11 protein-coding genes are annotated in these 12,311 nt (G+C 66.4%); 6 read left to right on the top strand and 5 right to left on the bottom strand.

The window, feature by feature from the left end; translation table 11 throughout:
* The first annotated feature begins 279 nt into the window (after nucleotides 1-279).
* Nucleotides 280-1,956 (top strand): thiamine pyrophosphate-dependent enzyme, encoded by a 1,677-nt coding sequence (locus BLJ79_RS01075; RefSeq protein WP_071212812.1) that lies wholly within the window; start codon nucleotides 280-282, stop codon nucleotides 1,954-1,956.
* 91 nt (nucleotides 1,957-2,047) lie between these two features.
* Here the strand turns inward: BLJ79_RS01075 and BLJ79_RS01070 are convergent, their stop codons facing one another.
* Nucleotides 2,048-2,812: an SGNH/GDSL hydrolase family protein gene (locus BLJ79_RS01070; RefSeq protein ID WP_071212811.1), complete on the bottom strand. Its 765-nt coding sequence runs from the start codon at nucleotides 2,810-2,812 to the stop codon at nucleotides 2,048-2,050.
* Nucleotides 2,813-3,055: 243 nt separating this feature from the next.
* Here BLJ79_RS01070 and BLJ79_RS01065 point away from each other — a divergent pair, with 243 nt between their 5' ends.
* From BLJ79_RS01065 to BLJ79_RS01055, 3 genes are read left to right on the top strand one after another with little or no spacing between them, the layout of a single operon-like run.
* Nucleotides 3,056-3,451 (top strand): hypothetical protein, encoded by a 396-nt coding sequence (locus BLJ79_RS01065; protein ID WP_071212810.1) that lies wholly within the window; start codon nucleotides 3,056-3,058, stop codon nucleotides 3,449-3,451.
* Nucleotides 3,444-4,958 carry a sensor histidine kinase gene (locus tag BLJ79_RS01060; protein WP_083410916.1) on the top strand — a complete coding sequence of 505 codons (1,515 nt, stop codon included), beginning with the start codon at nucleotides 3,444-3,446 and terminating at the stop codon, nucleotides 4,956-4,958. Before BLJ79_RS01065 ends, BLJ79_RS01060 begins: the two co-directional genes overlap by 8 nt.
* Entirely contained in the window at nucleotides 4,936-5,604 is a 669-nt protein-coding gene (locus tag BLJ79_RS01055; RefSeq protein ID WP_071212809.1) for a response regulator transcription factor, read from the top strand. Before BLJ79_RS01060 ends, BLJ79_RS01055 begins: the two co-directional genes overlap by 23 nt.
* A gap of 135 nt (nucleotides 5,605-5,739) precedes the next feature.
* Here BLJ79_RS01055 and BLJ79_RS01050 read toward each other — a convergent pair whose 3' ends face one another.
* Together BLJ79_RS01050 and BLJ79_RS01045 are read right to left on the bottom strand one after the other, a co-directional pair.
* On the bottom strand, nucleotides 5,740-6,630 hold the full coding sequence (locus BLJ79_RS01050) for a hypothetical protein (protein ID WP_071212808.1): 891 nt from the start codon (nucleotides 6,628-6,630) through the stop codon (nucleotides 5,740-5,742).
* A gap of 268 nt (nucleotides 6,631-6,898) precedes the next feature.
* The gene (locus BLJ79_RS01045) at nucleotides 6,899-7,378 is read right to left on the bottom strand and encodes an ASCH domain-containing protein (protein WP_071212807.1); all 480 of its coding nucleotides are present in this window, start codon (nucleotides 7,376-7,378) and stop codon (nucleotides 6,899-6,901) included.
* Between the two features lie 275 nt (nucleotides 7,379-7,653).
* On the opposite strand from BLJ79_RS01045, the gene BLJ79_RS01040 reads away from it, so the two are divergent.
* Complete coding sequence (locus BLJ79_RS01040) at nucleotides 7,654-8,130, top strand: hypothetical protein (RefSeq protein ID WP_071212806.1); 477 nt, start codon at nucleotides 7,654-7,656, stop codon at nucleotides 8,128-8,130.
* Nucleotides 8,131-8,186: 56 nt separating this feature from the next.
* On the opposite strand, the gene BLJ79_RS01035 is transcribed toward BLJ79_RS01040, so the two are convergent.
* Together BLJ79_RS01035 and paaZ are read right to left on the bottom strand one after the other, a co-directional pair.
* Complete coding sequence (locus BLJ79_RS01035; protein WP_071212805.1) at nucleotides 8,187-9,404, bottom strand: phosphotransferase; 1,218 nt, start codon at nucleotides 9,402-9,404, stop codon at nucleotides 8,187-8,189.
* A gap of 219 nt (nucleotides 9,405-9,623) precedes the next feature.
* Nucleotides 9,624-11,753 carry a phenylacetic acid degradation bifunctional protein PaaZ gene (gene paaZ, locus BLJ79_RS01030; protein WP_071212804.1) on the bottom strand — a complete coding sequence of 710 codons (2,130 nt, stop codon included), beginning with the start codon at nucleotides 11,751-11,753 and terminating at the stop codon, nucleotides 9,624-9,626.
* Between the two features lie 113 nt (nucleotides 11,754-11,866).
* On the opposite strand from paaZ, the gene BLJ79_RS01025 reads away from it, so the two are divergent.
* Nucleotides 11,867-12,307, top strand: a complete 441-nt coding sequence (locus tag BLJ79_RS01025; protein ID WP_071212803.1) for a hotdog fold thioesterase — start codon at nucleotides 11,867-11,869, stop codon at nucleotides 12,305-12,307.
* Nucleotides 12,308-12,311: the final 4 nt, after the last annotated feature.

Below are 12,311 nucleotides of genomic sequence, written 5' to 3'. Positions count from 1 at the left end.
TCAGTATGTTTCCGACCATCTTACATACTCGGTATTCAGACGACGCGAGGCCAAACCCGGGATCCCGATTTCACCGGGAGGTTCGATAGCAAAAACAAGTCATAGTGATCAACAACCCATTGTGACAGAAGCATTTCGTACCATACTTAGGGTCGGTCCCGAGCATCATGTACATTTGCTGGAACTTCAGAATTCGTTCGACCCGACGCGGCACAATGACGTGACCGCCGTGCAACACATGTCGCCGTTCGCCGCGGTGACAGCAAGGAGCAATGACGCATGAGCACCCAAGTACTGCAAGAACCCGCCGAGGTCCAGGTGCCGACCAAGAAGTCGGCCGGACACATCATCGTTGACACCCTGGTGGCCCACGGTGTCGAGCGCACCTACGTGATTCCCGGGGAAAGCTACCTCGACGTCCTGGACGGACTGCACCGCTCCCCCATCGAAACCGTCGTGTGCCGCCACGAGGGCGGCGCCGCCTACATGGCCGAGGCCGACGGCAAGATGCACCAGCGCCCGGGCATTGCCATGGTGACCCGCGGACCGGGTGCCGCCAACGCGCACGTCGGCCTGCACACCGCATGGCAGGATTCGACCCCGATGGTGCTCTTCGTCGGCCTGATCCCCTTCGCCCACCGGGACCGCGAGGCCTTCCAGGAATTCGACATCAAGGGATGGTTCGACACCGGCGCCAAGCGCGTGATGGTCCTGGACCACGCGGAGCGGGCCTCGGAAATCGTGGCCGAAGCCATGTTCGCAGCCATGAGCGGACGCCCCGGCCCCGTGGTCGTCGGACTGCCCGAGGACGTCATCCGGGAAATGGTCGACCCCGCCCTGCACCCGGTCATCCCGGTGGCCACCGGCGGCATGACCGTGACCGACTGGAAGGAACTCAAGAACGCACTCGAGCAATCCTCCAAGCCCCTGTTCGTCCTGGGCGGCAACGACTGGACCCAGGAAGGAACCACCCAGCTGACCTCCTGGCTCGAGGAACACCACCTCCCGGCAGCCGTCGAATGGCGCTGCGAGGGAAACATCCCCTTCAGCTCCCCGTCCTACGTGGGTCCCATCGGCTACGGCCGCCCGAAACCCACCTACGACCTGCTCGAGGAAACCGACCTGCTGATCTTCGTCGGCACCGTCCCGGGCGACGTCATCACCGACGGCTTCCTGGTGCGCCAGGACTGGTCAAAGAAGAACTTCCTGGTCACCATCGACCCGTCCCTGCGCGGCCGCTCCGGCCCGGTCTCCCACCAGATCGTCTCCAAGCCCGATGTCTTCGTGCGGGACCTGGTCATGATGGAATTCTCCGGCAAGCCCGAGTGGAGGTCCTTCACCGAACGCATGCGCGGCGAACAGGAAAAGTTCGCGGCCCTGCCCCCGGCCACGCCCTCGGCGGGGCCTGCACGCATGGACACGCTCATGGCCAACCTGGTCCCGTCCCTGCCCAAGGACGCCATCATCACCCTGGGCGCCGGCGAGCACACCAACTGGGCGCACCGCTACTTCCCGACCGAGGAATACGCCTCGATGATTTCGGCCCGCAACGGGTCCATGGGGTATTCGGTGCCCTCCGCCATCGCGGCCTCGCTGAATTTCCCGGGCCGCCGCGTGGTCACCATCGCCGGTGACGGCGAGTTCCTGATGAACGGCCAGGAACTGGCCACCGCGGCGCAGTACGGCGCCACCCCGCTGGTCATTGTCATGGACAACCAGGAGTACGGAACCATCCGCACCCACCAGGAACGCCACTACCCGGAACGCATTTCGGGCACCCAGCTCAAGAACCCGGATTTCGCGTTGATGGCCCAGGCCTTCGGCGGTTTCGGCATCCGTGTCGAGAACGACGCCGATGTTCCCGCCGCCCTCGAGGCAGCACTCTCGGCGATTGACGAGAAGGGCCAGTTCGCCCTCGTCCACCTGATCGTGGAGCAGCGCGTCAAGGCCTACTGACCCGGCTCCGCGCCGAAAACCAACGGTGCCTGTCGCATCCCCGCCTGCGGGGAAGCGGCAGGCACTTGCCGTTTGCTGCGGGCCGGCCGCCTCAGCCACCGCTCGAACGGCGGTCCTGCAAGACCTCGAGCAGGAACTCCGCCCAGTGACCGTAACCAGCCACCGAGGCATGAAAACGGTCGGTGGCAAAGAAGGCCTCCCCGAGCGGCGGATCATCGGCAAAGGAGACGAAGTCCAGCCCCAGTTCCGCGCACACTCCCGCCGAGACTGCATCCAGGCGGCTGGCCCGGCGTTCCAGGAACTCGTTCAGCGGTGTCGGAAGTGCCGGGAAGTACCGAAACGGCGGGACCCCTGCCACCACGATTTCCCGGTCCCTGCCCGGATCCAGGAAGGCCCCCAGCACCGCCCGCAGGTCACTGCCCCAATGCGCGGGGCTCCGTCCGGACATCGCGTCGTTGGCCCCTGCGACCAGCACGACGATGTCCGGGTCGTGTTCCTGGATGAGTCCGAGCACTTCATGCCGGATGCGTTCCAAGGTGGCGCCGTTCGCGCCATCGGCTTCCCAGGCCACCGGGCGGTGCCGCCGCGCCGAAAGGCGCACCGCCAGCTGGCCGGTCAATGCCACGGAGTGTGTGGGAGCCCCGGTCCCGGCAACGTTGGAATCCCCGATGACCAGCAACCGCAGCGGCACCCCGCCGCTTCCGGCCGCATCGACCAGGCCCCAGTTGGGTCCGGCCGCTTCCTCGAGTCTCGGGATGTTCCTGGCGATCCGGTGTCCCTGCAGCAGGGAGGGCCCCGCCTGGACGGCATCCAGCCAAACACGCCGGATTCGTTCGATACCAACGAAGCCGCTCATCGTGGTTCCCTTCGCATAGCCCTGCCCCTGAACCAGCCAACGCTCCCCCCGCCACGGTTTCCCGTGCCGTCCCAGTCCTCAGGGTCGACCTTCCCCGTTCCCCTGTCAATGCGCCGGATGCGGGGAAACCGCATCCACCTTGTTGCACGGGCTGGCCGGTTGCCGGGGGCTTGCTGCGGGAAACGACGCCGACATGGGCTCCCTCTCATTTGGGTCTCATCAATCTCGGCCATACTTGGGTTCATGGGATTGGGAAAGATCGGCAAGATCGCGGCCGCGCTGGTGGCGCTCTTGGCACTGGGTTTCGGCGCCTACGTGGTTGCCCTGGAACTTTCGGCTCCGCCGGCGGTGAACCTGGGCCCGGGGATCACGATCGAGCAAGGCACCGCACCGGCCACTCCGTCATCGACATCCGCGACGCCCAGCCCATCGGCCGTGCCCACGCCAACGCCCAAGCCCACGAAGTCGACTACGCCCAAGCCCACGACCAGCCCCCCGTCCAAGAAACCCACCGTCCTGCCCAGCAAGTCGGCGCCGGTCAAGCCGCTGCCGCCCTCCAAGGCCTACGACGACGATGATGACGACGACGACGATGATGATGACGGGGACGACGGGGACGACGGGGACGACGATGATTAGGATCCCCGAGCTCGCCCAACAACTGGCCTCCGCGCCCGAAGGCACCCGTTTTGCCCGCCGCGGGTTCTCCGTCCGCACCCGGGTGCTGGCCGGGATGCTCGGGTTGATGACGCTTGCCTTCGCCGTCACCGGAACCGTGGTCTACCTCTTGCAGGTCAAGACCATGGACGCCCGCATAGACGACTCGCTCAAGCGCAGCGTCCAGGAGTTCCAGGTGCTCACCGCGCGCAGTTCCGAACTGGCGACCGCCGCCGAACCCCTCACGGCCGAGGTGCTGCTGTACACCGCAATGCAGCAAACCCTGCCGGCACGGCACGAGGGGATGCTGAGCCTGGTCAACCAGAAGGTGCGTTGGACCGCCCCCGAGGTCGTGCAGACCCGTCTGGAAAACGACCCGGGATTCGTCGCCTGGGCGGTGCACGACGCACCGGACGAGCAGATCATGCTGCAGACCGTGCCGACCAGCCAGTCCACCTACCGCGCGGTGAGCATACCGCTGACCGTCACCCAGCCCCGGACCCCGGCCCACCTGGTGTTCGCCTACGACTACACGGCCGAGAAGCAGGCACTGAACCGCGGCTTCGTGATGTACATGGTGGTCGGGATGGTCATCCTGCTGGCCGCGGGAACCGCCGGATGGCTGCTGGTGGGCAGGTTCCTGCGCCCCGTGGCGCTGCTGCGCGACACGGCCCGGAAGATCTCCGAATCCGATTTGTCCCAGCGCATCGAGGTCGTCGGGCGCGACGACCTGGCCGAGTTGACGATCACCGTCAACGCCATGCTGGACCGCGTGGAAAACGCCATGGTCTCCCAGCGGCAGCTGCTGGACGACGTGGGCCACGAACTACGCACACCGGTGACCATCATCCAGGGTCACCTCGAACTCATGGACGCCAACGATCCGGTGGACGTGAACCAGTCGCGGGACATCGCCCTGGCCGAACTGGACCGGATGTCCCTGCTGATCAACGACCTGGTCACCCTGGCCACCTCCAACAGCGTCGATTTCGTCCAACCCGTGCCCACGAACATCGGCACGCTGCTGGACGACTTGCTGGACCGGGCCCGCCCGCTGGGCGAAAGGGCCTGGCGGATCGGGCACCGCGTGGAGGCCGTGGCCAACGTCGATCCCCAGCGGATCACCCAGGCCATGCTGCAGCTGTGTTCCAACGCGGTGAAGTTCTCCGCCGACGGGTCCACGATTACCATGGGAACCAATGTCACCCACGGCACCAACGAGGAATCGGTGCTGCGCCTCTGGGTGCGCGACGAGGGGGTCGGCATCGGGGTCGAGGACCAATCGCGGATCTTCGAGCGCTTCGGGCGTGGCCGCAACTCCAAGCGCACCGAGGGTTCGGGCCTGGGCCTGAACATCGTCTCGGCCATCGCCGAGGCGCACCACGGGTCCGTCGGGGTCAGCTCCGACGTGGGCGTCGGGTCCACCTTCGTCATTGAGATCCCCACCAGCCTGGAAAGAGAAGAAGATGAGCCGGATACTGATCATTGAGGACGAGGAGCGCATCAGCTCCTTCGTTGCCAAGGGACTGAAGTCCTCCGGCTTCCAGCCGACCGTCGCCGACACCGGCAAGGAGGGCGGCTACCTGGCCCAGACCGGGGACTTCGAGCTGATCATCCTTGACCTCGGGTTGCCCGACGAGGACGGGTTCTCGGTGCTGTCACGGATCCGCTCCACGAATGTCGACACCCCGGTCATCATCCTGACCGCGCGTTCAAGCATCGACGACACCGTCGCCGGGCTCGAGGGCGGTGCGGACGACTACATGGCCAAGCCCTTCCGCTTCGAGGAGTTGCTGGCCCGGGTGCGCCTGCGGCTGCGTCCGCAGGCAGCGGTGCCCGAGGACCAGGTGATCCGCGTGGGGCCGTTGGAGCTTGACGCCGCCAGCCGCCGCACCCGCCTGCACGGGCGCGAGATCGACCTCTCGGCCAGGGAATTCGGGTTGGCCGAGGCCTTCATGCGCAACCCCGGGCAGGTCCTCAGCCGCGAGCAACTGCTCTCCCGGGTCTGGGGCTATGACTTCGACCCGGGTTCAAACGTCGTGGACGTGTACGTGCGCTACCTGCGCAACAAGCTGGGCGCCGAATGGTTCACCACGGTCCGCGGCATGGGTTACCGCTTCGAGGAACCGAGCTAGCCGGGCAGCGGGCCCGGGCGGCCGGCGAGGTTGCGGCAGCGGGTCCCGCCGGACGCTCCGGCACGGTTTGCGCACCTGACGCGCTCCGGCCGGATGCCCGAAAAGGGCACCCGGCCGGAGCGCTTCCTTGCTTGCCTACTTGCAGGTGACATCCACCCAGTAGGTGTGGTTGCCGTCGGCGTGGTCCGCGACGGTCACCGCCACGTCCGAGGTCGTGCCCTTCACCTTGGCCGCGGATCCGTCGGGCGCCTGGACGGACACGATGGTGCAGCCGGGCTGGCTGGCCACGCGGATGGAGTGCGTGCCCTGCTCGGTTGCCTCGAAGTGGGCCTCGTGGAAGGCCAACACCGCCGGGTTCCATTCGGAGAACTTCACGTTGTGGGCGCCGTTGGTGTCGGTCCACGTGGCGGCGTAGCCGTCCATGGCCACCCCGTCCTTCCAGAACCTCACGTCGATCTCGACGATCATGTCGCTGAGGACCTTGTAGTTGTCCACCTTGCTGTAGCGCGGCACGAAACAGTTCTTGCTGCCCCGGTCCGAGCAGTCCAACCTGTCGGTGGGGGTGACCCAGACCTTGTAGACCCCGCCGTTGTTCGGGGTGTCGGCGTACGGGAACAACTGGACGGTTGCCCCTCCGTCTTCACCGTCGAGCCCGGTGGCGTGGGCGCAGGCCCCCGAGGGCGAGGTGTCCTGGATGACACCGCTGGCATTCACCGTGAACTGGCGACAGGCAACCGGGTCCGAAGACAGCAGCACCTTTCCCGAGGGATCGGTGACCTGGAAGGAATAGGTTCCGGCGGGCAGTCCCGCCGCGTCGTCGGGAGCGTTGATGCCGGGCCCGCCGTTGAGGTAGACATCTTCCTTGGCGTCGTAGACGTTCAGGTTGACCGGAGTGCCGGTGACATCCGAGGTGAAGATCGCCCCGGAGAGCTGGGTGCCTGCCGGCGGTGCCGCGGTTGCCGGGGCCACCAGCATGGTCGCGCAAGCGATGAAGATTGCGCTGGGAATGGCAAAGATCTTGTTCATGGGATCCCTCTGATCGACGAGTTGGATACTGCATCCGGCACCCAACAGATCGATTGCACTCCCAGCAAGCACGAGCCCCACCTTGTGTTCCCCACAAGGACCCTGTGGATATGCTGCGTTCCAGATGTACGAAGAGTACGTCCGCCACAACGGGCGGACAACAGGTGGGGCTACCAGTTAACTACCCGAACTTGCGTGCAGCACTCGGATTCGGCTCCCCATGACTACGCATGGAACTCGGTTTCGGGCTTGTCATTCCCCGCCCGGATCAGGTGCCGGCTGCTTCGGGTTCAATGCCGGCAGGTGCCGGTGTCCAGGCAATCCGGAAGCGTTCGAAAACGATCGGGTCGTCCTCGCTCCAGCTCCGCCCGCGGGCGGCCTCCGTGCGCTGCCAGTACCTGCGGTGTTCACGCCGCCAGCTTTCCAGGGACAGGTCATCCTCGCCCTCGTCCCTGGCAAAATCGGCGTCGGCGTCGTTGAAGGTTCCCAATCTCAGTTCGATGCTGCGCAAGATGACCCTTGGGGTTCCCTCGCCGTCGCAGGCAATCCAGTGCGAGCCAACTCGGGGCAGGGATGCCCCGTCGTCCAGGAATTCCCGGGCCAGGGTCGAGGTGGCGCGCTTGCTGCCATGGATAACTTCCCGCAGCAGGGCATCGGCCAGCTCGGCCGAATCCCCAAAGCGTTCGACCGAATACTCGGCGCAGAGGCGCACGGCATCCGGGTGGGCTGCTGCGTACGAATCCCACATCCGGGCGGCGGCTTCCGTGTCCAAGCGGCTTGCATTGGCGTCTTCTGGTTTCACAAACCACAGTATGCCACCGCGGTCCCGCAGTGATCAGGCAAGACATCGCGTGGGTACGAAGACGTGCCCTGCGCTGCCGGGCGCATGAACGCGGCGGGTGCCGGTTCCTGGAACGGAACCGGCACCCGCCGCGTGTCTTCTAGTCTTTTGTCCGTTAGGCGGCGCTGGCAGCCGAGGGAGCGGACTGCGGCGACATCGGGGACACCGGGGAGACAGCCGACTTGGCCGACACCGGGGAAACAGCGGACTTCGCCGACACCGGCGAGACGGCCGACTTCGCCGACACCGGGGAAACGGCCGACTTCGCCGACACCGGGGAAACAGCGGACTTCGCCGACACCGGCGAGACGGCCGACTTCGCCGACACCGGGGAAACAGCGGACTTCGCCGACACCGGGGAAACAGCGGACTTCGCCGACACCGCAGAGACCGCGGACTGTGCCGAGTCGGCCACCGCGGCCGAGGTTTCGGCCTTTTCGGCGACGCGCTCCACGGAGGAGAATCCTTGCTGCGCCGCGCTTTCCTGCATGATCACGGTCTCGTTGACCGGGACGATTGGCTGGGCGACCGCAACGCCAGCGCCGATGGCGACTACGCCCAGCGCACCGGTGATGGACCAAAACGTACGTGACTTCTTCATGGCTGCGAACCTCTCGTTCATTGTCTTGCTCTTGATCTGCTTCAAGCATGGCCAATGAATGTGAGCCGAAGAGGAGAGCCGGATGAGAAAGCTCTCATCTTCGCCGCCGGGGGCCTATTCGGCGCGGGCCAGCAACTGTTCCACCAATGCCAACCGGGCCAGGGCCACGGCATGCCAGTCGGGATTCGCCTCGTCGCGGGCTCCTGCCACGAGCGACAGGACCACGCACGCTGCCCGGGCATACAGTCCATTGGCCGAGACCCCGCGGTTCCCGAGTTCGGTCTCGAAGGCCGCGGCATAATCCTCGAAGTAGCCGTTGACGCGCCCGTAGCGCGCGTCCAGGTCGGGCAGGACCGCCAAGTGCCCCAAGAAGCAGGCCAGGTCGTCGACCAGGTACCCTGGGCCGGCCGAATCAATGTCGAGCAGCCCGGTGATGTTCCCGTTCTCGACGAAGATGTTCGCCTCGTAGAAGTCCCCGTGGCTGGGCACCAGGTCACCGCGGTGCGCGGTTTCCAGGATGCGGGCCAGGCGTGTGAGCAGCTCACCGATAGGTCCGGCCTGGTCGGGGACGGCGGTTTGCGCGGCATGCCCGTACCAGCCCAGGCGGTCGGACCAAGCCGGCCGAGCCGGGACCTCCAGGAGTGCTTGCGGCAGCGCGTCGAGCAGCCCGATGATGTGTTGCGGTGCCAGCGGCAGTTCCGGGGCGTGCATGAGATCCTCGGCCAGGGGCACCCCGTGGGCGCGGTGAAAGGCCAGGACCCCGTCGATCGGCGGCCCCGCCGGTATCGGTGCCGGGATTCCGGCGGACAACAACGCCAGGTGTTTCTCGTGCAGCAGTTCGGCGTCCTTGCGCAGCACCTTGAGAAACAATTGCTGCCCGTCGCCGAATCGCGCCAGCATCACTGCCCGGCGCAACGGTCGATAGGCCAGGGTGCGCAGTTCCTCGATCACCCGGCCCCCGCCCCAGTGTTCCTCGACCAGCGCCGGGGTGGTTGCCAGGGGAAGTCCGGGCAGCAGCGGGTCGGCCGGGTGAAGCCAGACGACAATACTTCCCTGTCCGCTGTCCAGCTGCACCGTCCCCTCGGGAACCGTCTCGAGCTTTTCGGCCGTGGCCCCCAGGTACAGCGTGGAGGATCCATCGGTGGCCTCGAAGACCCCGGAGACCCCGGCGCCGGGCCGGTGGTGCAACTCGGCCACGGTGATCTTGGCATCCGCCAGCCCCATGGGCCGAACGACATCGGCCAGGATCCCGGCGAACTGCGGCGACCCAAGGAATTCAAGTTGTTCGCGTTCGGTCCAGGCGTTCGCATCCTTGATGACCGGTGCATTCATCGAATCCTCGTTCCTCGTGTGTGCTCGGGGGCTATCCGGCGCAGGGCCATGCGGAAGTTGGGTACCTTGCCCTGCCCGCTACCTTCTCACATCCAGGGCGCGGCCGACCACGCGGCCCGCCCGCATTCCCGGCCAACGGCAATGGCCGGCCGCCTGCACCCGCGAAGGGAGCCAGGCGTCCGGCCAATGGAAGTGTCCGCGCCGACGCGCGGCCCGGGGCTACTTGCCCCAGTTGGCGTAGGTGGTGTCTTCCTTCTCCACCAGGGTCAGCACATCGTAGGTGGCCACGATCTCGCCATCCTGGTTGTTGATGACCGCATCCCATGCGACCTCGCCGTACTCGTCGGTGACGCGCGGGGTGATCTTCTTGGCGGTCAGCGTGACCCGGATCGAGTCCCCGTCCGGCACCGGGGTGATGAAGCGCAGGTTCTCCAGGCCGTAGTTCGCCAGGACCGGTCCCGGGGCGGGCTGGACGAAGAGTCCCGCGGCCCAGGAGACCAGCAGGTACCCGTGGGCGACGATGCCGGGGAAGAACGGGTTGGCCTCGGCCGCGGCGCGGTCGGTGTGCGCGTAGAAGGTGTCGCCGGTTTCGTTGGCGAACGCCGTGATCTCCTCCAGGGACACCTTGCGCAGCGGCGAGGCGAAGGCGTCCCCGATCTCCAGCTCGGCCAGCGACTTGCGGAACGGGTGGATGGCACCGGCGACGGCACCGAATTCCGGATCCCCGGCAATCACGCGGTCGGCACCGGTGTGCCAGACGCCGGTGACGGCGGTGAGCATGTTGGGCGAGCCTTGGATGGCGGTGCGCTGCATGTGGTGCTTGACCGAGCGGATGCCGCCGAGTTCCTCGCCGCCGCCGGCGCGGCCCGGGCCGCCGTGGACCAGGTGCGGCACCGGGGAACCGTGGCCGGTGGACGACCGGGCGGTTTCGCGGTTGAGCATGTGCACGCGCCCGTGGTGCGAGGCGATGCCGGTGGTCAGGACCCGAGCCGTGTCCGCGTCGTTGGTGCAGACCGTGGCCACCAGGGAGCCCGAGCCCATGGCCGCCAGGCGGATGGCATCATCCAGGTCGGTGTAGCCGATCACCGAGGAGACCGGGCCGAAGGCCTCGCGGCTGTGCACGGCCTGGTTTTCCACGTCGTCCCAGGTGAGGATCAGCGGGGACATGAAGGCCCCGGCATCCACGGTCTTTTCCTCTCCGCCGGTGGTGCGGACCACCGGTGCGTCAAGTGTGCCGTAGGCGATCTCGCCGCCGGCGGCGATCATGTCCTCGACGGCGCCGCGGACGTCGCGCAGCTGTTCCAGGGAGGCCAGGGCTCCCATGGTGACGCCCTCGGCACGCGGGTCGCCAATGACCACGCGAGCATCGAGGCGCCCGCCCACGGCCTTGACCACGTCGTCGACCAGCGCTGCCGGGACGATGTTGCGGCGGATGGCGGTGCACTTCTGGCCGGCCTTCGACGTCATTTCCGTGGTGACGGCCTTGACGAAGGCGTCGAATTCCGGGGTTCCCACCACGGCGTCCGGGCCCAGGATCGCCGCGTTGAGCGAGTCGGTCTCGGCGGTGAAGCGCACTCCGCCGTCGATGACGTTCTTGTGGGCCTTCAGCGCCGAGGCGGTGGAGGCCGAACCGGTGAAGGAGAGCATGTCGCGGTAGTCAAGCACGTCCAGCAGGGTCCGGGCGGAACCGGAAATCAGCTGGATGGAACCGGCGGGCAGGATGCCGGATTCGACCATCAGGCGCACCATCGCCTCGGCGACGTAGCCGGTGGGGGTGGCTGGCTTGGCGATGGTCGGCACCCCGGCGATGAAGGCGGGTGCGAACTTCTCGAGCATGCCCCAGACCGGGAAGTTGAAGGCGTTGATCTGTGCCGCAACGCCCGGGATGCGGGTGTAGATGTGCTCGCCGGCGAAGGATCCGTCGCGCGAGAGCACTTCCATGGGTCCGTCGAGGATGACGTTGGAGTTGGGCAGTTCGCGCCGGCCCTTGGAGGAGAAGGTGAACAGCACGCCGATGCCTCCGTCGATGTCCACCATCGAGTCGATCTTGGTGGCGCCGGTGCGGTAGGAGATCTCGTAGAGTTCCTCGCGGCGTTCGTTGAGGAATGTGGCAAGTTCCTTGAGCTTGAGGGCGCGTTCGTGCAGGGACAGCTTGCCCAGTTCGCGCTGGCCGACGGTGCGGCCGTACTCGACGACCGCGGCAAGGTCCAGGCCGTCGCTGTTGACCGTGGCCAGGGGCTCACCGGTGTTGGCATCCAGCACGGAGGTCCCACCGTCGGGATCGGAGGGGGTCCACCAGGAGTTTTGGACGAAGCTGGGAACGAGTGGAGCCATGGGAGTTGTCGTCATCGACGAAATCCTTCCTGAACGATCGGTCAGTATTAGCAACCACAGTACAGTATGGGGAAGAACGCCACGAGCCTCGGGCGTCACACAGCCTCGAATTTCAGGAGAAATGCAGCATGAGCGCAGAGCGCCCCACCGCGCCCACCCCGGAAGCCTCCATCGACGGAGTCTGGCAAATTGCCCTGGGCGAGCTTGATATCAAGATGGGCGTCAAAATCATCGAGGAATCGGTGCAGAAGGTCGTGGCCACCATGCCGGTGGAGGGAAACCGCCAGTCATTCGGGTTGCTGCACGGCGGCGCCTCGCTGGCCGTGGGCGAGGCCGTCGGCTCCTGGGCCGCGGTGAAGCACGCCTCGACCATGGGCAAGTCCGCGGTGGGCGTGGACGTCTCGGCCACCCACCACAAGGGAACACGCGAGGGGATCATCACGATCACCGCAACCCCCATCAGCCTGGGCAGGCGCATGGCAAGCCACCAGGTCGTCATCGACAACGAGGCCGGCGAGCGCCTATGCACCCTGCGGATCACCAACCTGATCATCGACATCAAGAAGTAGTCCA

The sequence above is a fragment of the Arthrobacter sp. UCD-GKA genome (genome assembly GCF_001863355.1).
Classification (GTDB): domain Bacteria; phylum Actinomycetota; class Actinomycetes; order Actinomycetales; family Micrococcaceae; genus Paeniglutamicibacter.
This window is presented reverse-complemented; position numbering and strand designations above follow the sequence as displayed.

Bases quoted from the DNA above. Each gene is read 5' to 3' on its own strand.
- BLJ79_RS01065 (WP_071212810.1), top strand. From the start codon at position 3,056: ATGGGATTGGGAAAGATCGGCAAGATCGCGGCCGCGCTGGTGGCGCTC.
- BLJ79_RS01060 (WP_083410916.1), top strand. From the start codon at position 3,444: ATGATTAGGATCCCCGAGCTCGCCCAACAACTGGCCTCCGCGCCCGAA.
- BLJ79_RS01075 (WP_071212812.1), top strand. From the start codon at position 280: ATGAGCACCCAAGTACTGCAAGAACCCGCCGAGGTCCAGGTGCCGACC.
- BLJ79_RS01055 (WP_071212809.1), top strand. From the start codon at position 4,936: ATGAGCCGGATACTGATCATTGAGGACGAGGAGCGCATCAGCTCCTTC.
- BLJ79_RS01050 (WP_071212808.1), bottom strand. From the start codon at position 6,630: ATGAACAAGATCTTTGCCATTCCCAGCGCAATCTTCATCGCTTGCGCG.
- BLJ79_RS01025 (WP_071212803.1), top strand. From the start codon at position 11,867: ATGAGCGCAGAGCGCCCCACCGCGCCCACCCCGGAAGCCTCCATCGAC.
- BLJ79_RS01070 (WP_071212811.1), bottom strand. From the start codon at position 2,812: ATGAGCGGCTTCGTTGGTATCGAACGAATCCGGCGTGTTTGGCTGGAT.
- BLJ79_RS01045 (WP_071212807.1), bottom strand. From the start codon at position 7,378: ATGTGGGATTCGTACGCAGCAGCCCACCCGGATGCCGTGCGCCTCTGC.
- BLJ79_RS01035 (WP_071212805.1), bottom strand. From the start codon at position 9,404: ATGAATGCACCGGTCATCAAGGATGCGAACGCCTGGACCGAACGCGAA.
- paaZ (WP_071212804.1), bottom strand. From the start codon at position 11,753: ATGACGACAACTCCCATGGCTCCACTCGTTCCCAGCTTCGTCCAAAAC.